Origin of the sequence: Diaphorobacter limosus (assembly GCF_033100095.1) — a bacterium.
Taxonomy (GTDB): Bacteria; Pseudomonadota; Gammaproteobacteria; order Burkholderiales; family Burkholderiaceae_C; genus Alicycliphilus; species Alicycliphilus limosus.
The window spans coordinates 1,752,756-1,777,474 of record NZ_CP136921.1; the positions used below are offsets into that span (position 1 = coordinate 1,752,756).

The 24,719-nt window shown below is 65.5% G+C and carries 18 protein-coding genes and 3 pseudogenes; 10 read left to right on the top strand and 11 right to left on the bottom strand.

Annotated elements, in window-relative coordinates; all coding sequences use genetic code 11:
* Window positions 1–207, bottom strand: a pseudogene (locus P4826_RS08465) (PilN domain-containing protein); the annotation flags it as partial.
* 52 nt (window positions 208–259) lie between these two features.
* On the opposite strand from P4826_RS08465, the pseudogene P4826_RS08470 reads away from it, so the two are divergent.
* A pseudogene (locus P4826_RS08470) lies at window positions 260–1,529 on the top strand (IS256 family transposase).
* A gap of 60 nt (window positions 1,530–1,589) precedes the next feature.
* Here the strand turns inward: P4826_RS08470 and P4826_RS08475 are convergent.
* Window positions 1,590–2,009: pseudogene (locus P4826_RS08475) on the bottom strand (PilN domain-containing protein); the annotation flags it as partial.
* Window positions 2,006–3,085 (bottom strand): pilus assembly protein PilM, encoded by a 1,080-nt coding sequence (locus P4826_RS08480; protein WP_317703405.1) that lies wholly within the window; start codon window positions 3,083–3,085, stop codon window positions 2,006–2,008. The pseudogene P4826_RS08475 and the gene P4826_RS08480, both read right to left, overlap by 4 nt.
* Before the next feature lie 262 nt (window positions 3,086–3,347).
* Here P4826_RS08480 and P4826_RS08485 point away from each other — a divergent pair, with 262 nt between their 5' ends.
* Window positions 3,348–5,729, top strand: coding sequence for a penicillin-binding protein 1A (locus tag P4826_RS08485; protein ID WP_317703406.1), 2,382 nt, complete (start codon window positions 3,348–3,350; stop codon window positions 5,727–5,729).
* Window positions 5,730–5,745: 16 nt separating this feature from the next.
* Here the strand turns inward: P4826_RS08485 and cyaY are convergent, their stop codons facing one another.
* Entirely contained in the window at window positions 5,746–6,075 is a 330-nt protein-coding gene (gene cyaY, locus P4826_RS08490; RefSeq protein WP_317703407.1) for an iron donor protein CyaY, read from the bottom strand.
* 12 nt (window positions 6,076–6,087) lie between these two features.
* Here cyaY and lptM point away from each other — a divergent pair, with 12 nt between their 5' ends.
* The gene (gene lptM, locus P4826_RS08495) at window positions 6,088–6,288 is read left to right on the top strand and encodes an LPS translocon maturation chaperone LptM (RefSeq protein ID WP_317703408.1); all 201 of its coding nucleotides are present in this window, start codon (window positions 6,088–6,090) and stop codon (window positions 6,286–6,288) included.
* Window positions 6,285–7,577 (top strand): diaminopimelate decarboxylase, encoded by a 1,293-nt coding sequence (gene lysA, locus P4826_RS08500; protein WP_317703409.1) that lies wholly within the window; start codon window positions 6,285–6,287, stop codon window positions 7,575–7,577. Before lptM ends, lysA begins: the two co-directional genes overlap by 4 nt.
* 51 nt (window positions 7,578–7,628) lie before the next feature.
* Here lysA and P4826_RS08505 read toward each other — a convergent pair whose 3' ends face one another.
* From P4826_RS08505 to P4826_RS08525, 5 genes are all read right to left on the bottom strand, one after another.
* Complete coding sequence (locus P4826_RS08505) at window positions 7,629–8,231, bottom strand: protein-methionine-sulfoxide reductase heme-binding subunit MsrQ (protein WP_317703410.1); 603 nt, start codon at window positions 8,229–8,231, stop codon at window positions 7,629–7,631.
* Window positions 8,231–9,223: a protein-methionine-sulfoxide reductase catalytic subunit MsrP gene (gene msrP, locus P4826_RS08510; RefSeq protein WP_317703411.1), complete on the bottom strand. Its 993-nt coding sequence runs from the start codon at window positions 9,221–9,223 to the stop codon at window positions 8,231–8,233. Before msrP ends, P4826_RS08505 begins: the two co-directional genes overlap by 1 nt.
* Before the next feature lie 116 nt (window positions 9,224–9,339).
* Entirely contained in the window at window positions 9,340–10,677 is a 1,338-nt protein-coding gene (gene ccsB / locus P4826_RS08515; RefSeq protein ID WP_317703412.1) for a c-type cytochrome biogenesis protein CcsB, read from the bottom strand.
* Window positions 10,674–12,854 (bottom strand): cytochrome c biogenesis protein ResB, encoded by a 2,181-nt coding sequence (locus P4826_RS08520; RefSeq protein ID WP_317703413.1) that lies wholly within the window; start codon window positions 12,852–12,854, stop codon window positions 10,674–10,676. Before P4826_RS08520 ends, ccsB begins: the two co-directional genes overlap by 4 nt.
* Window positions 12,855–12,983: 129 nt before the next feature.
* Complete coding sequence (locus P4826_RS08525) at window positions 12,984–13,616, bottom strand: c-type cytochrome (RefSeq protein ID WP_317703414.1); 633 nt, start codon at window positions 13,614–13,616, stop codon at window positions 12,984–12,986.
* A gap of 82 nt (window positions 13,617–13,698) precedes the next feature.
* On the opposite strand from P4826_RS08525, the gene yihA reads away from it, so the two are divergent.
* Window positions 13,699–14,376 carry a ribosome biogenesis GTP-binding protein YihA/YsxC gene (gene yihA, locus P4826_RS08530; RefSeq protein WP_317703415.1) on the top strand — a complete coding sequence of 226 codons (678 nt, stop codon included), beginning with the start codon at window positions 13,699–13,701 and terminating at the stop codon, window positions 14,374–14,376.
* Between the two features lie 75 nt (window positions 14,377–14,451).
* On the opposite strand, the gene P4826_RS08535 is transcribed toward yihA, so the two are convergent.
* Together P4826_RS08535 and P4826_RS08540 are read right to left on the bottom strand one after the other, a co-directional pair.
* A complete protein-coding gene (locus tag P4826_RS08535; protein WP_317703416.1) occupies window positions 14,452–15,324 on the bottom strand; it encodes a lysophospholipid acyltransferase family protein in 873 nt (290 codons plus the stop codon).
* Window positions 15,321–16,187 (bottom strand): lysophospholipid acyltransferase family protein, encoded by an 867-nt coding sequence (locus P4826_RS08540; protein ID WP_317703417.1) that lies wholly within the window; start codon window positions 16,185–16,187, stop codon window positions 15,321–15,323. The genes P4826_RS08535 and P4826_RS08540 overlap by 4 nt, the downstream gene beginning before the upstream one ends.
* A 135-nt stretch (window positions 16,188–16,322) precedes the next feature.
* Between P4826_RS08540 and metK the strand changes: the two genes are divergently transcribed.
* The 5 genes from metK (at window position 16,323) to P4826_RS08565 (ending at window position 24,694) form a co-directional block, all read left to right on the top strand.
* A complete protein-coding gene (gene metK, locus P4826_RS08545) occupies window positions 16,323–17,504 on the top strand; it encodes a methionine adenosyltransferase (RefSeq protein WP_317703418.1) in 1,182 nt (393 codons plus the stop codon).
* A 228-nt stretch (window positions 17,505–17,732) separates the two neighbouring features.
* Complete coding sequence (locus P4826_RS08550) at window positions 17,733–18,779, top strand: bifunctional nicotinamide-nucleotide adenylyltransferase/Nudix hydroxylase (protein ID WP_317703419.1); 1,047 nt, start codon at window positions 17,733–17,735, stop codon at window positions 18,777–18,779.
* A gap of 147 nt (window positions 18,780–18,926) precedes the next feature.
* The gene (locus tag P4826_RS08555) at window positions 18,927–20,897 is read left to right on the top strand and encodes a tetratricopeptide repeat protein (protein WP_317703420.1); all 1,971 of its coding nucleotides are present in this window, start codon (window positions 18,927–18,929) and stop codon (window positions 20,895–20,897) included.
* Window positions 20,898–20,958: 61 nt separating this feature from the next.
* Window positions 20,959–22,755, top strand: a complete 1,797-nt coding sequence (locus P4826_RS08560; protein ID WP_317703741.1) for a glycosyltransferase — start codon at window positions 20,959–20,961, stop codon at window positions 22,753–22,755.
* Between the two features lie 385 nt (window positions 22,756–23,140).
* Window positions 23,141–24,694: an ATP-binding protein gene (locus P4826_RS08565; RefSeq protein WP_317703421.1), complete on the top strand. Its 1,554-nt coding sequence runs from the start codon at window positions 23,141–23,143 to the stop codon at window positions 24,692–24,694.
* The last annotated feature ends 25 nt before the right edge of the window (window positions 24,695–24,719 follow it).

The window sequence follows — 24,719 nt, forward strand, 5'->3', positions numbered from 1 at the left end:
CTATTTCCCTGCGACGACTTCATTCGCAGCGTCCGCCTTTTGCGCCTCGGAACTGCGCACCAGGCGGAAGCGCAGATTGAAGGACGCGACGCGACGCTGATCCTTGGGCGACAAGGACACATTGGCGGCAATGATTTCCACCAGCTCGGGCTTGGAGAACCAGGGGGTGTTGTTGGTCAGGTTGCGCAGCATCTCCGAGACCCGCTGAGCTTGTCAGAAATTTTGTGTGTGAGGCATAGCATGTCGACAAGGAGCATGAATGCCACGCAAGACCAAACCCACCGCTTTGGCGGACCAGGCGGCACAGCCGCAATTTCACATCCCGGCCGAGCTGCTTGACCAGCTGGTGACCGGGCCCATGACGCCGGGCCAAGTCCAAGGGCTGTTCGATCAGTTCAAGAAGTCAATTCTTGAGCGGGCGCTGGGCGCCGAGATGAGTCATCACCTAGGCTATGCGCCCGGCCAAGCCAAGCCCACAGGCGGATCAGCCAACCACCGCAACGGCAAGAGCACCAAGACCGTACTGACCGATGTGGGGGCGCTGCGCATCGATGTCCCACGCGATCGCGAAGGCAGCTTCGAGCCGCAGCTCATTGGCAAGCACGAGCGGCGCTTTACGGGTTTCGACGACAAGATCATCGCCATGTACGCACGCGGCATGACGGTGCGCGATCCAGGGTTTCCTGGCTGAGATGTACTCGGTGGACGTCTCGCCCGAGCTCATCAGCCGTGTCACCGATGAGGTGATGGGCGAGGTCACGGCCTGGCAGACACGGCCGCTGGAGGCGATGTACCCGGTGGTGTTCTTCGATGCGCTGCGGGTCAAGATTCGCGAGGATGCGGTGGTGCGCTCCAAGGCCGTCTACCTGGCGCTGGGCGTACTGCCTGACGGCTCGCGCGACATCCTGGGAATCTGGATCGAGAACACCGAGGGGGCGAAGTTCTGGATGAAGGTCTTCAACGATCTGAAGACGCGCGGGGTGCAGGACATCCTGATTGCCGTCACCGACGGCCTCAAGGGCATGCCAGAGGCGCTGGGCGCAGTGTTCCCGGCGACGACGCTGCAGACCTGCATCGTGCACCTGATCCGGGGTGGCCTGGACTTTGCGTCATGGAAAGACCGCAAGGCGCTGGCCGCAGCCATCAAACCCATCTACACCGCGGTGAGCGCCGAGGCGGCCGAGGCCGAGTTGGATGCGTTTGCGGCCGGCCCCTGGGGGCAGCGGTTCCCGACCGTGGTCAGCGCCTGGCGCCGGGCCTGGGACAAGGTCATCCCGTTCTTCGCCTTCCCGCCCGAGGTGCGGCGCGTGATCTACACCACCAACGCCATCGAGAGCGTGAACGCACGGCTGCGCAAGATCATCAAAACGCGCGGCCACTTCCCCAGCGACGAGGCGGCCACCAAGCTGATCTGGCTGGCGCTGCGCAACATCACCGCGGACTGGGGGCGGGCGGCCAACCACTGGAAATCAGCGATGAACCAATTTGCGATCCTCTACGAGGACCGATTTACCAGATCGGGCCAGTAAGATCACCAAACCGCCTCACGATTGAGTGACGGATTCAACAGCCTCACACACAGAAATCCTGACACTCCCGACCCGCTCGTTGGACTGCGCCATGCCCTGCATGGTGACCACCTGATCGGCCTGCTTGAGGCTGGTCACATAGACGCCATCGGGCAGCTGCTTGACCAGCTCGTTGAGCAGGTGAACCGGCAGGTTGCGGTCGGACTGCAGGTCTTCCACGGCCTTCTGGCGCGCCTGCAGGGCCGCGATCTCCTCTTCAATGGTGGCGATTTCCTTGATCTGCTTCTCCAGAACCTGGATCTCACCGCGCAGGAAGTTGTTCTTGTCCTGCTGATCGGTGATCTGCATCTGGAACCACCAGTAGATCAGCCCGGCAATGGCCAGGCCCGCCAGGGCAGAGGCCACCATGATGGCCTGGAACGTCTCGCGCCGGCGTTTGCGCGCAGCCTCCCGGTGCGGGAGCAGGTTGATCAAAATCACTGCAGGAACCTCCGCATCGCCAGGCCGCAGGACGTCAGATACGACGGCGCCTCGCGCGCCATTTTTCTCAGGCGCACCGCGCCGCCCACGTCCATGCCCTCAAACGGATTGATGATGCTGCAGGCAAAGCCGGTGTTCTCGGTCACGGCCTGGGTCAGCCCGTGCAGCGGTGCCGAGCCACCCGCCAGCATGATGTGATCGACACGGTGGTAGGGCGTGCTGGTGAAGAAGAACTGCAGGGCGCGGCCGATTTCCTGCGCCAGGCTGTCCACGAAGGGGCGCAGCACGGCCGATTCATAGTCCTCGGGCAGATCGCCGTTGCGCTTTTTGCCCTCGGCCTCTTCCTGCGAAAAGCCGTACTGGCGCACGATCAGCTGCGTCAGCTGCGCGCCGCCGAAGGCCTGGTCGCGCTCGTAGAGCACATCGTCGTTGCGAATGACCTGCATACTGGTGGTCAGCGCCCCGACCTCGAACAAGGCCACCACAGAATCCACGCCGCGGTTGGGCAAGGCCTCAATCAGGCGGCCGGCGGCCAGGCGGGCGGCATGGGATTCGATGTCCACGATGACGGGCTTGAGGCCGGCAGCCTCGGCCAGGCCCTGGCGATCCTGCACCTTTTCCTTGCGCGAAGCGGCGATCAGCACATCCACGTCGCCGGAGGCGTTCTTGCTCGGGCCGACGACGCAGAAGTCCAGGCTCACTTCATCGAGCGAGAACGGGATGTACTGGTTGGCCTCGGACTCGACCTGCACCTCCAGCTCCTGCTCGGTCATACCGCCGGGCAGGCTGATGCGCTTGGTGATCACCGCGGACGGCGGCAGCGCCAGCGCCACGTTGCGCGTGCGGGTACCGCTTTTTTTCACCACACGACGCAAGGCCTCGGCGACTTCATCGAATTTTTCGATGTTGCCGTCGGTGATCCAGCCACGCTCCAGTTGCTCGATGGCGCAGCATTCAAGCACCAGAGCACCACTCTTATCACGCCCCAACTCCACCAGCTTGACGCTGGATGAGCTGATGTCGACCCCAAGCAATGGGGCCTGCTGGCGACTGAACAACGACCCCATTGAGACCACGGCTCCCCCCGAAACTGACCGTTATGACGCAACAAAACTTAACACTTCACATGAATCCTATCAGCATGTTCCTACACCAGGAAAGAGTTTCACCCGATTGATACATCTGACCCGTTGTCAAAAGCCGACGATGCCTCTAGCAACAGAGGGAATTTCCTGACGGCTTGCCAGTCTGCTCAAGTGAGTGCCAGCCAACACTGTTCCGTAACAGGGAGCGGTTGCTGAATTTTTATAATGGCGGGTTACCTGCCGATTGAGCCCTATGCCGCCTTCACGAGACAAGTCCCCCGCCCCCAAGCCCGCCACCCATTCACCGGGTTGGCTGCGCTGGCCGCTGCGCGTGCTGGCCTGGCTCATAGGCCTGGGGGCAGCTGCGGCCCTGGCCGCCGTGCTGGTGGTTGGGGTCGGGCTGGCCATGGCCTACCCCAACCTGCCCGACGTATCCGATCTGGCGGACTACCGCCCCAAGCTGCCGCTACGCGTGTATTCCACCGAGGGCGCGCTGCTGGGCGAGTTTGGCGAGGAGCGGCGCAACCTCACGCCGATAGAAGACATTCCGCCGGTGATGACCAATGCCGTGCTGGCCATCGAGGACGCGCGCTTCTTCGAGCATGGCGGCGTGGACTACAAGGGCGTGCTGCGCGCCGCCCTGGCCAACCTGGGGCGCGCCAAGAGCCAGGGCGCGTCCACTATCACCATGCAGGTGGCGCGCAACGTCTATCTGTCGTCGGAAAAGACGTTGACCCGAAAAATCTATGAAATATTGTTAACGTTCAAACTCGAGCATCTGCTGAGCAAAAACCAGATTCTCGAGATCTACATGAACCAGATTTATCTGGGTAATCGCGCCTACGGCTTCGCCGCCGCCTCCGAGGCCTATTTTGGCAAGCCGCTGAAATCCATCTCCATTGCCGAGGCGGCCATGCTGGCCGGCCTGCCCAAGGCGCCGTCGGCCTACAACCCGATCAGCAACCCCAAGCGCGCGCGCATACGCCAGCTCTACATCATCGAGCGCATGCAGGACAACGGTTTCATCACCGCCGAGCAGGCCGCCGCGGCCAAGCAGGAAGACCTGAAACTGCGCTCGTCCACCAACAACACGCGCGTACATGCCGAATATGTGGCCGAGATGGCGCGTCAGCTGATCTTTGCCCAGTACGGCGCCGAGGCCTATACACGCGGCCTGAACGTCTACACCACGCTGAATGCGGGTGAGCAGGATGCGGCCTACTCCGCCCTGCGCAAGGGCATCATGGACTACGAGCGGCGCCAGCATTACCGCGGCCCGGAGCGCTTCGTGACCCTGCCGACTTCGGCCGCCGAGGTCGAGGACGCCATCGACGACGCCCTGGCCAACCACCCCGACAACGGCGATGTGCTGGCGGCCGTGGTGCTGGAGGCCATCCCGAAGCGGATTCTGGCGGCTCGTGCCGACGGCGAGCCCATCGAGATCACCGGCGAGGGTCTGAAGCCCGCGCAGTCCGGCCTCTCGGACAAGGCGCCGCCCAACATCAAGCTGCGCCGCGGCGCCATCATCCGCGTGGTGCAGACGCCGAAGAAAACCTGGGAGATCACCCAGCTGCCCGAGGTCGAAGGCGCCTTCGTGGCCATTGACCCGCGAACCGGCGCGATCCGCGCGCTGGTCGGCGGCTTCGACTTCGACAAGAACAAGTTCAACCATGTCACCCAGGCCTGGCGCCAGCCGGGCTCGGCCTTCAAGCCCTTCATCTATTCCGCCGCCCTCGAAAAGGGCTTCACGCCGGCCACGGTGATCAACGACGCGCCGCTGTTCTTCAGCGCCGGCGCCACCGGCGCCCAGCCCTGGGAGCCCAAGAACTACGACGGCAAGTACGACGGCCCGATGACCATGCGCACCGGCCTGGCGCGCTCGAAGAACATGATCTCGATCCGCGTGCTGCAGGCCGTGGGCCCGAAGACGGCGCAGGAATGGGTCAGCCGGTTTGGCTTTGAGGCCGACAAGCACCCCGCCTACCTGACCATGGCCCTGGGCGCGGGCTCGGTTACACCAATGCAGATGGCCACGGCCTATGCGGTGTTTGCCAACGGCGGCTATCGCGTCAACCCGTATCTGATCACGCGCGTGGTCGATCAGAAGGGGCGCATCCTGTCGCAGTTCGAGCCGCCCGCCACCAGCAACAATCCGCGTGCCATCGACGCACGCAACGCCTTCGTCATGGACAGCCTGCTGCAAACGGTGACACGCAGCGGCACGGCGGCACGCGCGCAGGCCACGCTCAAGCGCCCTGACCTGTACGGCAAGACCGGCACCACCAACGATTCGGTGGACGCCTGGTTCGCGGGCTTCCAGCCCACGATGACCGCCGTCACCTGGATTGGCTATGACCAGCCACGCAACCTGGGCAGCCGCGAGACGGGCGGCGGCCTGGCGCTGCCGATTTGGATAGCCTTCATGGACAAGGCGCTCAAGGGCGTGCCGGTAGCCGAGCCCACCGTACCCCCGGGCGTGGTCAACGTCAGTGGCGAATGGCTCTACGAGGAATATGCCCACAACAGCGGCGTTGCCAACCTGGGCCTGGATGGCCAGGCCCCGGGCGCCACCGCCCCCGGCCCCAGCCCCGCGCCCGAGGAGCGCAACCGCATCCTGGATCTGTTCCGCAATTGATGCTGCGGCCCGGCCATCAGGCCGTGAAGCGCAGCGCCTGGCCCGACTGGGCGCTGGCATCGCGGCTCAAGGCCGCAAAGAACTCGCCATCGCCCTTGGTGTCCATCCAATGCTGGCCATCGAAGCGGTAGTGGTAGCCGCCCGACTGCGCGGCCAGCCAGACCTCGTGCAACGGTTTTTGCAGGTTGATGATGATCTGGCTGCCGTTGGCAAAGCTGATGCTGACCATGCCGCCCGAGCGCTGGCTGTCCAGGTCGGCATCGGTGGCGTCGTTGATGCGGTCGCAGCCCTGCTCGACCGCCAACAGAAGTTGTTCGGCACGATCCAGGAATTCAAGGTCGGTCATTACAATTTGCGAATGTTGAGAGCTCGCCAAATTCTAGTCAGGACGATTGCCCTTGCGCTTGGCGCGGCGGCCCTGGGCTGCGGCCAGCGCGGCCCGCTGTACCTGCCGACCGAACCGGCGGCAGCCGAGCGTGCCACCCTGCCACAGACACTCAACCCGGCGGCCACGCCGGCCACGCCATCGTCCGCACCCGCACCAACCTCCAAACCATGATCCCCAGCCCCCTGCCCGGCCAGCCCCAGCTGCATTACCGCGACGCATCCCTGTACCTCGAAGACCGGCGCCTGTCGGATCTGGCGCGCGAGCATGGCACGCCGCTGTACGTCTATTCGCAGGCCGCCATGCTGCAGGCCCTGGCCGCCTACCAGCGCGGCTTTGCCGGGCGCAAGGTGCAGATCTGCTACGCCATGAAGGCCAATTCATCACTGGCCGTGCTGCAGCTGTTTGCGCGCCATGGCTGCGGCTTCGACATCGTCTCGGGTGGCGAGCTTGAACGCGTGATGGCCGCCGGCGGCGACCCGGCCAAGGTCATCTTCTCGGGCGTGGGCAAGACCCGCGCCGAGATGCGCCAGGCGCTTGAGGCCGGCATTGGCTGCTTCAACGTGGAGAGCGAGGCCGAGCTGGGGGTGCTGAGCGAAGTGGCCCAGGCCATGGGCCTGCGCGCACCGGTCAGCATCCGCGTCAACCCGAACGTGGACGCCAAGACCCACCCCTACATCTCCACGGGCCTGAAGGGCAACAAGTTCGGCATCGCCCACGAGCGCACCGTGGCCACCTACCAGCGCGCCGCGCAGTTGCCCGGCCTGCGCGTGGTCGGCATCGACTGCCACATCGGCTCGCAGATCACCGAAGAGACGCCCTACCTGGACGCCATGGATCGCATGCTGGACCTGGTGCAGGCGGTGGAGGCGGCGGGCATCGCCATCCAGCACATCGACTTCGGCGGCGGCCTGGGCATCAACTACAACGGCGACCAGCCGCCCGCGGCCGATGTCCTGTGGGCCAAGCTGCTGGCCAAGCTGGATGCGCGCGGCTATGGCCAGCGCCAGCTGATGATCGAGCCGGGCCGTTCCCTGGTGGGCAATGCCGGCGTGTGCCTGACCGAGGTGCTGTACCTCAAGCCCGGCGAGCAGAAGAATTTCTGCATCGTCGACGCCGCCATGAACGACCTGCCGCGCCCGGCGATGTACCAGGCCTACCACGCCATCGTGCCGCTGGAGGCCGCCGGCGCCCAGCAAGAGCCGCAGGTCTACGACGTGGTCGGACCGATCTGCGAGAGCGGCGACTGGCTTGGGCGCGAGCGCAGCCTGGCCGTGGCCGCAGGCGACCTGCTGGCCGTGCTCTCCACCGGGGCCTATTGCAGCTCCATGGGCAGCACCTACAACACCCGGCCGCGCCCGGCCGAGCTGCTGGTCGATGGCGCGGCGGCGCACCTGATCCGCGCGCGCGAGAGTGTCAGCGACATCTACCGCAGCGAGAGGCTGGTGCCCACCAAGGCCTGAACGACATTGACACAAAACGGCTGTCAGCGCTTATACAATAAGCGCTGACAGCTATTTTTTTAATAGTAGTTTACGCCCTATCCGCGCCAGCAGCAGCACGGCGACGATGGCTGCATACACAGCCACCTCGGCAAAGTCGTTCTTGCCGGCGCGCATCCAGAAGAAATGCAGCAGCGCCAGCAGCGCAATCAGATACACGCTGCGGTGCAGCTGCTGCCAGCGGCGCGCGCCCAGCCAGCGTATGGCGCGGTTGAACGAGGTGGCGGCCAGCAGCAGCAGCAGGGCAAACGCGCACATGCCCACCAGGATGAAGGGCCGCTTGGCCACGTCGCGCGCTATTTCGCCCCAGTCCAGCCCCATGTCGAATACGCTGTAGCACAGCAGGTGCAGCAGGGCATAGCAGAAGGTGTAGACGCCCAGCATGCGCCGAAAGCGCGCCAGCGCGGGCAGCCCCAGCATCTGGCGCAGGGGGGTCACGGCCAGGGTCAGGCACAGCAGGCGCAGCGTCCAGCCGCCCAGGGAGCGGATCAGCGCCTCGGCCGGGTTGGCGCCCAGGTGGTCGAAAGCCGCCGCATACACCAGCCAGGCCAGCGGCAGCAGGCACAGCCCATGCAGCAGCGGCTTGGCCGCCGGGTGCAGCAGGACGCGCGCCATCAATAGTTCTTGCGCAAATCCATTCCCGCGTAGAGCTGGCCCACCTGGGCCGCGTAGCCGTTGAACAGCTCCGTCTTGCGCTTCTTGGCGAACAGGCCGCCCTCGCCGATGCGCCGCTCGGTCGCCTGGCTCCAGCGCGGGTGGTCCACGTCGGGATTGACGTTGGAATAAAAGCCGTACTCGTTGCGCGCGGCCTTGTTCCAGGCAGTGGCGGGTTCTTTCTCGGTGAAGCGGATTTTGACGATGCTCTTGGCGCTCTTGAAGCCGTACTTCCAGGGCACGACGATGCGCACCGGCGCGCCATTCTGGTTGGGCAGCAGCTCGCCATACATGCCGAAGGCCAGAAGGGTGAGCGGGTGCATGGCCTCATCCAGGCGCAGGCCCTCGGTGTAGGGCCAGTCGAGGATGCGGCCGTTCACCCCGGGCATGACGGCCTTGTCGGCCAGGGTGACGAACTCCACGTATTTGGCGCTGCCCAGCGGCTGCACCCGCTTGATGAGTTCGGCCAGCGAATAGCCCACCCAGGGAATGACCATGGACCATCCCTCCACGCAGCGCAGGCGGTAGATGCGCTCCTCCTGCGGGCTGAGTTTCAGCAGCTCGTCGATGTCAAAACGCCTTGGCCTGGCCACCAGACCCTCCACCTCCACCGTCCAGGGCCGGGTCTTCAGGGTGTGGGCGTGGCGCGCGGGGTCGGCCTTGTCGGTGCCGAACTCGTAGAAGTTGTTGTAGCCCGTGGCGTCCTGGTACTCGGTGGGTTTCTCCATGGTCACCGCGCCGGCCACCGCCGAGCGCTGGCCCTCCAGGGCCGCCAGCTTGCCCGGCCGCGTGGCGGCCAGCGCCTCGCGCCCAGCCCATGAGGCCAGCGCCGCCCCGCCGGCGCCCGCCGCCAGCAGGCGCAACAGGGCGCGGCGCTGTTCGTATTTGGCGCGCGGCGTGATCTCGCTGGCGCGCGGGTGGTCGAAACCACTATGCTTGCTATGGATGCGCATGGTGTGTCCTCCATCGGCTGTCATCAAAAGAATAGCTGGTGGCGCACTCTATTCATGGTTTTCAGTCAATAAATTCACTTAAAACCTTCACCAATAAGCGCTGAGAGCTCCTGTTTTTACAGCGTCCCGTAGCTGTGCAGTCCGCTCAGGAACATGTTCACGCCCAGGAAGGCGAAGGTGGTGACCGCCAGGCCCACCAGGGCCCACCAGGCGGACATGGTGCCGCGCAGGCCCTTCATCAGGCGCATGTGCAGCCAAGCGGCGTAGTTGAGCCAGACGATCAGCGCCCAGGTCTCCTTGGGGTCCCAGCTCCAGTAGCCGCCCCAGGCCTCGGCCGCCCACAGCGCGCCGAGCACGGTGGCGATGGTGAAGAAGGCAAAGCCCACGGCGATGGACTTGTACATCACGTCGTCCAGCACCTGCAGCGCCGGCAGCCCCTCGGCGATACGCCGGCGGCCCAGCAATATGCCGGCGACGATCAGCGCCGAGACGCCAAAGTACACCATCCAGTAGCTGCTGCCGGCCTCGGCCGTCGCGCCCTGGCGGAAGACGATGGGCTCGAAGCACAGCACCACGCCCAGCAGCCACAGCGGCGCCAGCTTGTACCAGCGCGTCTCCTGCGCCTGCTGCTTGATCAGGTAGGCAAAGGCCACCATGGCCGACAGCGCGAAGGTGCCATAGCCGATGAAGTTGGCCGGCACATGCAGCTTCATCCACCAGCTGTTGAGCGCCGGCACCAGGGGCTGGATCTCGTGCGCCTCGCGCACCACCGTGTACCAGAGCAGAAAGCCCACGGCGGCGCTGACCACCAGCATCACGAAGCCGCCGAGCGCACGCGTGGCGTACTGCTCCTCGTAGTACAGGTAGAACACGGCCGTCATCCAACAGAACATGACGAACACCTCGTAGAGGTTGCTCACCGGGATATGGCCGATGTCGGGGCCGATCTGGTAGCTCTCGTACCAGCGCACCATGGTGCCTATCAGCGCCAGCGCCACCGCCACCCAGGCGATGCGCGAGCCTATGCGCATCATGGCCGGGCCCTGGCCGCGCGAGAACATGCCTATCCAGTAGAAGGCCGTGCTCATGAAGAACAGCATGCTCATCCACAGGATGGCGGACTGGCTGGAGAGGAAATATTTGAGGCCGAACACCGTCTCGGCGCGCGCCAGGTCGCCCGCGCCATTGTTCTGGTACAGCCCTATGGCCAGCAGCGAGCAGCCGGCCACGGCCAGCATCAGCAGGCGCAACGGGCGCCAGAACCAGCCCAGCCAGATGGCGCCGGGGATGGAGCCGAGCAGGATGCCCTTTTCATACACATCCATGTGGGCGCCGTAGCGCTGCAGCGCAAACAGGCCGCCTGCCAGCACCAACGCGGCAAACAGCCAGTCCAGCCAGTTGCGGCGCGCGAAGTAGCCTTCGTTCAGGGTCAGCGTCGTCGTGGCGGTGTTCATGTCTTGCCTCCGTGGGGAAGGGTTTCGTCGGTGCCCAGCAACTGGGTGCGCAACTGCGCGAATTCGCGATCCGTGTCCAGCGTCTTGCGGTTGGCCGACAGCGCCATCGTCGCCTGCGCGCCGCCGCTGCCCGGCGCCAGCCAGACCCACAGGCGGCGGTCGCGCACATAGAGCATGGCAAAGATGCCGATGATCAGCAGTGCGCAGCCCAGATACACCACGTTCTTGCCAGGGGCTCGGGCCACCTCGAAGACGCTGGCCTGGATCTGCTTGAAATCGGTGAGCTCGAACACCAGCGGCGCCGGGTAGGCCTGGGAGTCGCTCAAGCTAAGCACCGCCTGGGTCATGAAGGACTGGGTCTTCTCACCCGGCTCCAGCGGCCCCAGCCCGGCCTGCTCGCGCGTGATCTGCGCCAGCTCGAACAGCGCGCCGTTCATGATGCGCATCAGCACCTCGGCGGCGCGCTCGCGCTCGCCCTCGGGCACGTTGGCCTCCATGAATTCCGAGATCGCCGGCAGGCCGGCAAGCGGCCTGCCGTTGACTGCGGCCAACTTCTCCATGGTTCCGTCGCCCAGGGTGTCGCCGGCAAACAGCGCCAGCGCACGGGCGGCGGACTGTGCCAGCTGCTCGGCCAGCTCGGGGCGCTTGGCATCCACGGCCGCGGCCGCGTAGCGGCGCACCGCCTTCTCGCGCAGCGCCGGGTCGGCCAGCGCCAGGCGCAGGCGCACAAAGCCATCCATGCGGCCCTCGGCGTCCACCGGCACGCGCAAATAGCGCATGGGGTCGGCCTGGGTTTCGCGCACGCCCAGCAGAAACACGGCCTGGCCGTCGCCGGTGTCCACGGGCAGCATGAAATTGTTGAACTCGCGCGCCTGGCCGGCGGCGTCGCGCAGCTTGTAGCTCACGCTCGGGCCCACGTTGCGCAACTCGCGCTTGGCTACCGTCTTGTTGCCCGCGCCCAGGCGCGACTCTATGGACTCGCGCAAGTCCACCTTGCGCACATCGGCCCCCGAGGCGCTGGCGCCGTTGTCGCCAAAGTTTTCTACGTTGAGCACGCGCAGGCCGGTGAACTCCAGCGTCAGCGCCTCGCCCGTGCCGGTGTTGATGAGCTGGGTGGAGCCGCCGACCACGCCCGCCACGTCAAACGGCTCGGCCCCCGGCACCAGCGGACGGGCGCGCAGCTTGAGCTCGGAGCCGCCATCGTCAAAGCTCGACTGGTAGATCTCCACGCCGCGATGGCGCACCGGGTGGTTCACCTCCACGCGCGCCGCCTTGGCCTCGCCCGTCGCCAGGTCGTGGATCACGATGTCGCTGGCGAACAGCTTGGGCATGCCGGTGGAGTAATGCTCGACGACGAACTTCTTCAGCTCGATGGAAAACGGCAGCTCCTGCAGCAGCATGCCGTCGGACTGGCTCAGGATGGCGGTGCTGGAATGCCGGCCCTCGGTGACCAGCAGGTTGCCGCGAAAGGTCGGGTTGGTGGCGGGCAGGCGGTGCTCGGGCTTCACGTCGGCGATAAAGCCGCCGCCCGGGTAAGGCGTCTTGCCACCAAACCACATCTGCGCGCGCACGATCAGGTCGCCATCCAGCAGCCCACCCAGGCACACCAGCACGATGGCGCTGTGCGCCGCGATATAGCCCAGCTTGTTCGCCGCGCCGGCCTTGGCGGCGACCATCCAGCCATCGCCCTCGGGCGTCTGGCGCTGCTGCAGGCGCACCTTCCAGCCGCCGCTGACCAGCAGCTTGCCGATGCGCTGGGCGGCGGCCCCGGTGTCCTCGCCCGCCAGCGTGGCGCCGGCCTTGTGGTGAAAGGCCTGCAGGCTTTGCGCGCGGATGTTTTCCTTGTAGTTGCGCAGGTCGGCCAGGTACTTGGGTGTGTGGCGCGCAATGCACAGCGAGGTACTGATCACCAGAAAGGCCAGGATCAGCAAAAACCACCAGGCGCTGTAGACGGCATTGAGCTTGAGCGCCAGAAACAGGTCGGCCCAGAACGGCCCGAACTGGTTCACGTAGTTATTCACCGGCTCATGCTGCTTCATCACGGTGCCGATCACCGAGGCGATGCAGATCACCGTCAGCAGCGCAATCGCAAAGCGCATCGACGACAGCAGCTCGGTGATGGAGCGCGTGGCCGGTGAGCGCGGCGCGCGGCCGTGGCCCAAAGAGTGGTCAGACATGAGAAACGCGGGAGCCCGAATGTGAAAAAGGCGGGCCATCCGTTCAGATGTGCCCGCCCGCCCTTGGGTGCGATTATCGGCGCAAGGTTCCCTGAATGCCGCGAATCACCCCCAGAGAATTGATGTGAATCAACGCAGACCGGCGATGTAGTCGGCCACGGCCTTGATCTCGCGGTCGTTGAGCTTGGCGGCCACGTCGCGCATCTGGTTGTTGTTGCCGCGCTTGCCGTCGCGGAAGTCGGTCAGCTGCTTGACGGTGTAGTCGCCATGCTGGCCCGACAGGCGCGGGTACTGGGCCGGAATGCCGGCGCCGTTGGGGCTGTGGCAGCCGGCGCAGGCGGCGATGTGGCGATCCTGGATACCGCCGCGGTAGATGCGCTCGCCCAGGGAGACCAGATCCTTGTCCTTGGCAAAGCCTTCCTTGGCCTTTTGCGAGGCCAGCCAGGCGGCCACGTTGCGCATGTCGTCGTCGCTCAGCATGGCGGCCATGCCCTGCATCACCGGGTCGGCGCGCTTGCCGGACTTGAATTCCTTGAGCTGCTTGACCAGGTATTCGGGGTGCTGCTGCGCCAGCATGGGGTTGACGGCGATGGTGGAGTTGCCATCGGCCGCGTGGCAGGCGGCGCACACCGCGGCGTAGCTGGCCTCGCCCTTGGCCAGGTCAGGCTTGGCGGGCTGCGCCGGGGCTGAGCCCTGCGCAAAAGCTGGAATGGCGGGGGCAGCCAGGGCGGCGGCCATGAGCAAAGAGGCGAGCAACTTCATATCGAGGGTTCTTGTCTTATGAGCGCAAAACCCGGCGATTCTACAATGCACCCTGATTTGTTCCAGCCCTTGAGGCCAATCTATGTCAACCACGCCACAAGCACCCGCGCCCGGCGCCCTGCCCGACGCCAAGGTGGCCATGGGATGGATGCACACCGCACGCTTTCTGACCACCGCCGCGCAGCTGCACCAGCTGCCCGCCATCGAGGTACCCGAGATCGCCTTTGTCGGCCGCTCCAACGCCGGCAAGTCCACCTGCATCAACACCCTGGCGCAGCAGCGCCAGCTGGCCTTTGCCTCGAAGAAGCCGGGGCGCACGCAGCACATCAACCTGTTCGCGCTGGGCAAGCAGGGCGTGATGGACGCGGTGCTGGCCGACCTGCCCGGCTACGGCTACGCCGCCGTCTCGCGCAGCGACAAGCAGCGCTGGCAACAGGTGATGGCCAACTACCTGGTCAGCCGCAAGAGCCTGTCGGGCATCGTCCTGCTGTGCGACCCGCGCCTGGGGTTGACCGAACTCGACGAGGCGCTGCTGGAGGTGGTGCGCCCGCGTGTCGAGCAGGGGCTCAAGTTCCTGGTGCTGCTGACCAAGGCCGACAAGCTCACACGCTCGGAGCAGGCCAAGGCCCTGTCCATCACCCGCCTGAACGCCGGCGGCGGCGAGGTGCGCATGTTCTCGGCGCTGAAAAAACAGGGCGTGGACGAGGTGGCGCAGCTGCTGTGGCAGTGGGCGCATCCGGCGGTTGATGGTGAGTCGTAAGTGGTAAGTGGTGAATGGAAAGTCGTAACCATTCACCACTCACCATTTACCGTTTACTACTCACCACAGAACCATTCACCCATAGACCGAAGCCTGGCCCTCGGGCCTGGTCTTGAACCGCTTGTGCACCCAGTAGTACTGCGCGGGCATGGTGCGGATGGCCGCCTCCAGCTCGCGGTTCATGCGCGCGGTGTCCTGCACATGGTCCTCGGTGGGGAAGTTCTCCCAGGCGGGCGTCAGCTCGGCCACGTAGCCATCGGGCGTCATGCGGCTGTACAAGGCCACCACCTTGGCCCGGCCCAGGCGCGCAAAGCGTGACAGCGAGGGAATGGTGGCCGCGTCCGGCATGGCGAAGAAGGGCACGAAGACCGAGTCGCCCGGCCCATAGTCCATGTCCGGCAGCAGGTACAAAAGCCCGCCCTTGCGCAGGCAGGAGATGATGGGCTTGACGCCGTCCGCGCGGTTGAGCATGCGCACATTGCCAAAGCGCTGGCGTCCACCCATGAACCAGGCGTCCAGCGCCGGGTCGGGGTTGGTGGCAAAGATGGAGGTGAACTCGCGCGCCGTGTTCAGCGGCAGCGCCAGGCCACCCGCGTCCATGCTGTAGAAATGCGGGGCGAAAACGATGGTGGGCGTGTCGCCATCGAGCTCATGCACGGCGCCCACCAGCTTCACACGGCGGCGCACCAGGGCCTCGGAGCCGGCCCAGAGCCAGCTGCGATCCAGAAAGGTCTGGCAGAACACCACGAAGGTCGCGCGCGCCCAGGCGCGGCGCTGGGCCTCGGGCACCTCGGGAAAGCACAGCGCAAGATTGCGCAGCGCCACCTTGCGCCGTGGCGCGGCCAGCACGAACAGCAGCCGGCCCAGCAGCCAGCCCAGGCCGCGCAGCAGCGGCAGGGGCAGGTGCGCCAGCAGGCCCATCAGGGCCACGGCCAGGCGCGTCTTCATGCGCCGCCCTCGGCAGCGTCACGGCTGCCATGCATCTCTGCACGCGGCTGCTTGTAGCGCGCATAGCCCCACAGGTATTGCTCGGGGCTCTGGCGAATGAGCTGTTCCATGGCCTGGTTGATCTGCAGCACGGCCGCTTCGAGCTCTGGCGCCAGCGGCGCGGCCAGATCCTGCAGGTGCAGCACATAGCCACGCCCGAACGTCAGACGCTCGCAGCGCGCCAGGATCACGCTGGCGCCGGTCTGCTGCACCAGGCGCGCGGCCAGGGTCATGGTGTAGGCCTCGCGGCCAAAGAACGGCGACCACAGGCCCAGGCCCTGGGGCGGCACCTGGTCGGGCAGCAGGCCCACGGCCTCGCCGCGGCGCAGCGCCTTGAGCATCTGGCGCACGCCCTGCAGCGTGGTCGGCACCGCCGCTATGCCTGGGCGGTTGCGCGCGGTTTGCATCACCTCGGCCAGCCAGCGCTGGCGCGCCGGGCGGTACAGGATGGTGATCGGCCCATGCACCGGCGACCAGCGCTGCGAGACGGCCTGCACCGACAACTCGAAGCAGCCAATATGCGGCGTCAGGAACACGATGCCGCGGCCCCGGCTCCAGGCGCGTTCGACGCATTCGGGGTTGCGGATCTCGCAGGCGGGAGACTCGGGCGCCAGCCACAGGCGCGGCGCCTCGGCCACCATGCGCCCGGCATGGGCCACGGCGGCGCGCACATCGGCCAGCGCGTAGCCGGCGCACGCGGCGTTGTCCAGAAAACGGCGCCGATAGGTGGGCGATGCCAGAAACGCCAGCCAACCCAGGGCCGCGCCAATGGCGTGGAGCAACCACAACGGCAACACAGAAAAAAGGCGAAAAACGCTAGGCATTAGAATGGCGGGTGTCGCCGAGTTAAATGAGCAACTTGCAGGGCGACGTTAAACACAACTGCTAAAGCGTTCGCCACAAGGCTCCTGAAAGCTGTGGGCAACGCCCAAATGCTGCAAATACTGGAGTTTATTCAAATGGCGAACGATTTCCTCTTCACGTCCGAATCGGTCTCTGAAGGCCACCCCGACAAGGTGGCGGATCAGATCTCGGATGCCATCCTCGACGCCGCCCTGGCGCAAGACCCGCTCTCGCGCGTGGCCGCCGAGACGCTGACCAACACCGGCCTGGTCGTGCTGGCCGGCGAGATCACCACCAACGCCCATGTGGACTACATCCAGGTGGCGCGCGACACCATCCAGCGCATCGGCTACGACAACACCGAGTACGGCATCGACTACAAGGGCTGCGCCGTGCTGGTGGCCTACGACAAGCAGAGCAACGACATCGCCCAGGGCGTGGATCACGCGTCGGACGACCACCTGAACACCGGCGCCGGTGACCAGGGCCTGATGTTTGGCTACGCCTGCGACGAGACGCCCGAGCTGATGCCCGCGCCCATCCACTACGCGCACCGCCTGGTCGAGCGCCAGGCGCAGCTGCGCAAGGACGGCCGCCTGCCCTTCCTGCGCCCCGACGCCAAGAGCCAGGTGACCATGCGCTATGTGGACGGCAAGCCGCACAGCATCGACACCGTGGTGCTGTCCACCCAGCACAGTCCAGACCAGAGCGAGAACGCGCACAAGATGAAGGGCAGCTTCATCGAGGCCATCATCGAAGAGATCATCAAGCCCGTGCTGCCGGCCGAGTGGCTCAAGGACACCAAGTATTTGATCAACCCCACCGGCCGCTTCGTCGTCGGCGGGCCGCAGGGCGACTGCGGCCTGACCGGGCGCAAGATCATCGTGGACACCTACGGCGGCGCCTGCCCGCATGGCGGCGGAGCCTTCAGCGGCAAGGACCCCACCAAGGTGGACCGCAGCGCCGCCTACGCCGCGCGATACGTGGCCAAGAACATCGTCGCCGCCGGCCTGGCGCGCCAGTGCCAGGTGCAGGTGGCCTACGCCATCGGCGTGGCCCAGCCGATGAACATCACCGTCTATACCGAGGGCACGGGCGTGATCCCCGACGAGAAGATCGCCGCCATCGTCGCCCGGGAATTCGACCTGCGCCCCAAAGGCATCATCCAGATGCTGGACCTGCTGCGCCCCATCTACGCCAAGACCGCCGCCTACGGCCACTTCGGCCGCGAGGAGCCCGAGTTCACCTGGGAAAGAACCGACAAGGCTGCCGCATTGCGTGCGGCGGCAGGCCTGTAAGACCTTGAGCACAGCGAACTTGGCGGATCTTCGGCGCAGGCTCGCATCGCGTCAGCGATGTGAAGGGCCGCAGGCCCGGCCGAAGCCAACGTACCGACAAGGCTGCCGCATTGCGTGCTGCAGCGGGTCTGCAAGCCCATGCAGGCCGCTGACGGTTTTTGAAGAAATTCGGCTCTATCGCCCGATAGATAAGCGCTAAAAGCTATTATTTCAGGAGCGATCAAAGCCATGTACGACGCCGCCGTTCTCATAGGCCGCCTCCAGCCGCTACACCAGGGCCACCTGGCCCTGCTGCACGAGGCACTGGCACGCGCCGATCGGGCCATCGTCGTGCTGGGCTCGGCGCACCAGGCACGCACACCCAAGAACCCCTTCACCTGGCAAGAGCGCGCACAAATGCTGCGTGATGCGCTGCCACAAGCAGAGCGCGCGCGCCTCATCGTGCTGCCCATGCGCGACTTTTACGACGAGCCGCGCTGGGCGCAGGCAATACGCCAGGCCGTTGCACAAAACACACCAGCACAGGCACACATCGCCCTGGTCGGCCATTTCAAGGACGACACCAGCGGCTACCTGCGCGCCTTTCCCGGCTGGGACTTGATCCGCATGCCACGCCAGGGCGCCATCGACGCCACCCCGATACGCGACGCCTACTTTGGCGCCACGCCCACCACGCTGGACACCGCGCTCGCCCCCCTGGCCCAATACCTGCCCGCCGCCACACGCAGCTGGCTGCAGCAATTTGCGCACACAGCGCACTACCCGGCCCTGCAGGAAGAATGGCGCGTACTGCGCCAATACCGCGCCAGCTGGGCCGGCGCGCCGTATCCCCCCGTGTTCGTCACGGTGGACGCACTGCTGCGCTGCCAGGGCCAGGTACTGCTGATCCGCCGCGGCCACGCCCCCGGCAAGGGCCTGTGGGCCCTGCCCGGCGGCTTCGTCGAGCCCAACGACACGCTGTGGCAATCCTGCCTGCGTGAATTGGCCGAGGAAACCCACTGCCCCCTGCCCGAGGCACGCCTGCGCGCCGCGCTGCGCGGCCAGCAGGTCTTCGACCACCCCCAGCGCAGCCAGCGCGGGCGCGTCATCACCCAGGCGTATTTCATCGACCTGAGCGACGACACCCTGCCGCCGGTGCGCGGCGGCGACGACGCGGCCCATGCCGAATGGGTGCCGCAGGACCGGCTGACGGGCATGGAAGACCAGTTCCATGACGACCACTGGCATATCCTGGATCAGTTTCTGGGGCTGCTCGCACGGCCCCTCCCCCCGTAAACCCCACTGCGCTGCGCCTGAATGCAGGGCCGTCCAAGGGTTATCGCTTAGACTTGCCCGGCCACATTTCTAGCGCGCCGCGAAGCGCCTGTGCAACGCAGGCCAGACAGCCATCGTTCAATGACCGAATCACCCAAAACCCCCTATGTGTTTGCCGCCGTACTCGCCCTGGCAGTACTGGGCGTTTACCTCCCCGGCTTGAACAACGGATTGGTTTTTGACGACCTGCGCCTGGGCGACGGCACCATCTTTGGCGAGTACGGTAGCCTGCTGCGCTTCAAACAACGCATGCTGTCGTACGGCAGCTTCGTTTGGGTGCACGATCTGCTGGGTGACGGGTGGTGGAAGCAGCGCCTGGTCAACGTCACCGTGCATTTGGGCGTCGTTGCGGCGCTGTACGCGTTGCTTAAAGCACTTTTTGTACCGACACGTTTCCCAGAAGACATCGAAGACCAAGCGCACTTCGCCGCCTCGCGCCTCGCAGCGCTGCGCGTAGCTGTGGGGTTGTTCGCCCTCAATCCGGTGGCCGTATATGCCGTGGGCTACCTCATACAGCGCTCAATTCTCATGGCCACGCTTTTTGCCTTGCTGGCATGCTGGGCCTGGGTGCGCGCCTTGCAAACCCGGCGCCCGGCATGGTCTGGATGCGCGCTGCTGTGCTACGTGCTGGCGGTGCTGTCCAAAGAGCACGCCATCATGACCGCTGCCATTGCCGTGCCCCTTTACGTGTACGTGCGGCGCCCCAGCTGGAAGGCCGCGGCACCGGTGGTGGGCGCCATGGCGTTGGTGCTGGCCCTGGCCGTTGCCGCACTGCTGCATTTCTATGGCGGCTTGCTTGGCAAACTCTTCGACCCCCAGTCCATCGCCTTTGCCCAACAGTTGGAAACCCTGCGCCCCGGCGTTACGCAGCACGTTTTCCCCTTGAGCATTCTTAACCAGGCGGCATTGTTTTTTGCCTACGGCCTGCTGTGGGTGCTGCCCTACATGGGCTGGATGTCGATCGACCTGCGTCCTGCCTTCCCCCTCGGCTTTGCCAGTTCGTGGCATATCGCGGGCACCATCGCTTACATCGCGTTGTTCGCATCGGCCGCGTGGCTGTTGCTACGGCGCCGCGGCGTACTCAGCCTGGCGGGCCTGCTGCTGCTATTTCCGCTGCTGTGGTTCACCACGGAATTTGCCACCGTGTGGATACAAGACCCTTTCGTTCTCTACCGCAGCTATCTCTGGGCTGCTGCCCTGCCCGGCCTGATGGCCATTGTGCTGACGGGCTTTCAGCCGCGCACCATTTACGCCCTCGGGGTGGTAGCAGGCCTGTTATTGGGCGCGCTGGCATTCGAGCGCCAGGTGAGCCTGCGTGACGAATTGACGGTCTGGACAGACGCGGCCGAAAAAATCGACCTCAAGGCCCCAGCCAACGCCGTGGGGCGTAGCCGCCCATTCCTGAACCTGGGCGCCTACTACGTACGCCAACGCAACTGGGATCTGGCCGCACGTTACTTGGTCACAGCCCGATCGCTGGGAGACAAGGGTGAACTAGGCGGCAGCGCCGTGTTCAACACGGGCGTGGTGCTGCAACGCACCGGCAAGGATTCACAAGCACTTGACGCATTTGCGACCGCCCAAACCATGGGTTTCAGCAGCTTTGCCCTGTATTACCACCGCGGGGAATCCCAGTCGGCGTTGGGCCAGATGGGGCCCGCACTGGAAAGCTTCGGCATCGCACTGGAAAAAGCCGCCAACGACCCGCTGCAGAACAAAGACACGCTGACATTGATGCGCGTGCGCCGCGTCGAAGTGGCCATTGCCGCCCAGCAATTCGACCTTGCCATCAATGATCTCCAAACGCTGTTGCAAGACCGGCCCAACGACCCGCGCTTCTTGTCTGGTCTGGGCATGGCTTATATCGGCAAAGGCCAGGCACAGACCGCCCTGGAGCTCTTCAATCCGCTGGTTGCCCGCAACCCCAACGGCCCCGCCTTCTATGGTCGAGCCATGGCTTATCAACTGCTGGGACAGCGCGACGCCAGCCTGCGCGACATAGACCAGGCCATCCGGCTCGAACCCAGGAACCCGCTCTACGCAAGCATGCGCGCGAGCATCGCTGGATCCAGCAAGTAGCCCCGCCGTGGCATTGCGCATCCTGCACGTCGGCAAGTTCTACCCCCCCTACCGTGGGGGCATGGAAGTCTTTCTGGCCGACCTGATCAACGAACAGCGCCGCCAGGGCATGGACGCCCACGCGCTGGTGCATGGCGAGCCACTGCCTGACGACCCACCGTGGGTGCAGCGCGTGCCCGTGCAGTTCAACCTGGTCTATGCCCCCATTGCGCTGAGCTTCAGGCGCGCCTTGCGCAACGCTATCGACCGCATCCAGCCCGACGTGCTGCACCTGCACATGCCCAACAACTCCGCACTGTGGGCGTTGACGCTGCCCGGCGCGCGCAAGGTGCCATGGGTGGTGCACTGGCATTCGGACGTGGTGGTCTCCAACATCAAATGGTCCGTGGCGCTGGCATACATGGTGTACCGCCCATTCGAGCAAGCATTGCTGGAGCGCGCGCAGCAAGTGTTTGCCACATCGCCTCCCTACCTGCAGGCCAGCACCGCACTGCGCCGCTGGCGCGGCAAATGCGAGGTAGTCCCGCTGGGCCTGGACCTACGCAGCGCACCCCCAGCCGCAGCCCTGGCGGCACCCCTGCAATGGCGCCCCGGCACGCGGTTGCGGCTGCTGTCCATCGGGCGGCTGACCTACTACAAGGGCTTTGAGACACTGATCCGCGCCGTATCCACCTTGCCCGGAGTGGAATTGCTGATCGCCGGCGACGGCGAGCTGCGCGACACGCTGCAGGCCTTGATAGCCAGTACCACCCCGGCAGGCATGCCGCCCGCGACGCGCCTGCTGGGTGCCGTGGACGACGCCCAAAAGCATGCCCTGCTGACACAGTGCGACCTGTTCTGCCTGGCATCGCGCGAGCGCACCGAGGCCTTCGGCATCGTGCTGCTGGAGGCCATGCAGCACGCCCGCCCCTGCCTGGTGACCGACCTGCCCGGCTCCGGCATGCCCTGGGTGGTGTCGCACGCACACTGCGGCCTGCATGTGCCGTTTGAAGACGTGGACGCCTGGCGCAGCACCATCGCCCGGCTGCAACACGACCCGGCCCTGCGCGCCCGCCTGGGCCAGGCCGGGCACAAGGCCTTGCACCAGCACTTCAGCATCGGCCCCTGTGAACGCGCCACCGCCCGCCATTACCGCGGCCTGGCCCCCGGCATGCAGCCCGCAGCGCCCACGCGGGGCCTGATGGTGATCGTCTGCACCCACAACAACGCCGCCGACATTGCCACGTTGCTGCAACGCGTGCGCGCCCTGGTCAACGCCCCGGTGCTGGTGGTGGACAACCGCAGCACCGACGCCACCTGCCACCTGGCCGAACAGCAGGGCGCCCGCGTACTGCGCCCCCTGCTGGCCATGACCACCTGGGGCAGCCTGCAAACCGGCCTGCGCTACGCCCTGGCCCAAGGCTACGAATCCGCCATCACCATCGACGCCGAAGGCCGCTACGAAGTGGAAGAACTGCCCGCGCTGCTGGCCACGCACGGCCAGGCCGACATGACGGTGGCCTACTTCGCCGCCCGCAACAGCCTGCCGCGGCGCGCTGCATGGCAGTGGTTCCGCTGGGTGACCGGACTGGGTCTGCGCGACTTTGTCTCGGGCTTTCGCCTGTACAGCCGGGCCGCCATGGCGGTCGCCACATCGGCCGAGGCCACACTGCTGGACTACCAGGACATTGGCACCCTGCTGCTGATGCGCCGCCAGGGCCTGCGCATTACCGAAGTGGCATTGGCGATGCACACCCCGAAGGTGGACAGATCCAGGATCTTCCGGTCGTGGGCCAATGCAGCACGGTACGTCGTCGTGTCCTCGTTGCTTAGCATTGCGCACGGGCGGCAGGCCCGCAAGCTGGGGCGACAGCAGTAGCCGCAGCGCACCTTCTGGCTGGCCCACGCGAGTATCTTTTTCGGCAGCCATGCGATCAGAGTAGGCGTGGCGGTTACTCCTTCCCCCACCGGGGGAAGGTGGGAATGGGGGCCAGCAGCGTCGGCATCTCGCCAGCACCGGGGCGCGAGCGTCGCTGGCCCCCACCCCAGCCCTCCCCCGGGAGGGGAGGGAAAAACAGCCCCAAGCCCTGCCCATACTGCGTATCCCGCTCTCAAAAGATCTGTGCATACGGTAGCCCCATTGGGGGAGGGAGCAAAACCGCACCCAGCCTTGGACCGTGTGTCATTACACAAGCCCGAAAGGGGTGGGAGCCCGAAATGCGCGCCACTGCATCGGCCAATACCCCGCTCCTACAATGCCCGCCATGACCCGCAAGAAGCTCCCCATCGGCATCCAGACCTTGCGCGAGATCCGCGAAGAAGGCCACTACTACGTGGACAAGACCCCGCTGGCGCTGCAACTCATCGACCAGGGCAAATACTTCTTCCTGTCACGCCCGCGCCGCTTCGGCAAAAGCCTGTTCCTCGACACCCTCAAAGAGCTGTTCGAGGGCAACGCCGCCCTGTTCAAAGGCTTGCACGCCGAGCAGCACTGGGACTGGTCCGTGCAATACCCCGTGCTGCGCTTCAGCTTTGGCGGTGGCGTGCTGGGCAACGTACAAGACCTGCGCGCCAGCCTGGACGAGCAGCTGGGCACGCTGGAGGCGCGCCACCAACTACCCGCCGAATACCCCGATGCGCGCAGCCGCTTCAAGCGCCTGATCCTGCGCCTGGCCGAAGCCACCGGCCAGCGCGTGGTCGTGCTCATCGACGAATACGACAAACCCATCCTCGACCGCATCGAAGAGCGCGACACGGCGCTGCAAATCCGCGAGGTGCTGAAGGACTTCTATTCCATCATCAAGGACAGCGACGCCCATGTGCGCTTTGCCTTCTTGACCGGGGTGTCCAAGTTCAGCAAGGTCAGCCTGTTCTCGGGCCTGAACAACCTCGAAGACATCACCCTCGTGCCCGCCTACAGCAGCATCTGCGGCTACACCGATGCGGACGTCGATACCGTCTTCGCCCCCGAGCTGCCCGGACTGGACCGGGAAGAAATCCGCCGCTGGTACAACGGCTACAACTGGCTGGGCACCTCCGTCTACAACCCGTTTGACCTGCTGCTGCTGTTTCGCAACCGCATGTTCCGCCCCTGGTGGTTCGAGACCGGCACCCCCACCTTCCTCGTCAAGCTGCTGACCGAGCGCCGCCAGTTCACGCCCGCGCTGGAAACCATCATCGCGCCCGAGACGCTGCTGTCCACCTTCGACGTGGACACCATCCCCACCGAAGCGCTGATGTTCCAGGCCGGCTACCTCACCATTGCCGACACGCGCTACTTTCCCGGGCACCTGGAATTGCGCCTGCGCTACCCCAACCAGGAAGTCAAGGCCAGCCTGAACAACAGCCTGCTGGGCGCGCTGTGCGGCGGCGACCCCATGGTGCCCGCGCGCAATATCAGCCGGCTGTATGACCTGCTTCAGGCCAACGACCTGGCAGGCCTGAAAGACGTCATGCACGCCTTCTTTGCCAGCATTCCGCACGACTGGTACAGAAATAACCCCATCGCCCAATACGAAGGCTACTGGGCCAGCGTCTTCTACAGCCACTTTGCCGCCTTGGGGCTGGACACCATGCTGGAAGACGCCACCAACCACGGCCGCATCGACATGGCCGTGCGCTGGCTGGGGCAGACCTGGCTGTTCGAGTTCAAGGTGGTCGAACTGACCCCAGAGGGCCGCGCACTGCAGCAGCTACTGGACAAAGGCTACGCCGACAAATACCGCACCAGCGGGCCGGTACACCTGATCGGCGTGGAGTTCAGCAAAGACACGCGGAATATCGTGGGGTTTGAAACGCAAACGCTTGCCGTTGTGTAGGGCCGGGTTGCAGCAGTGCAACCTC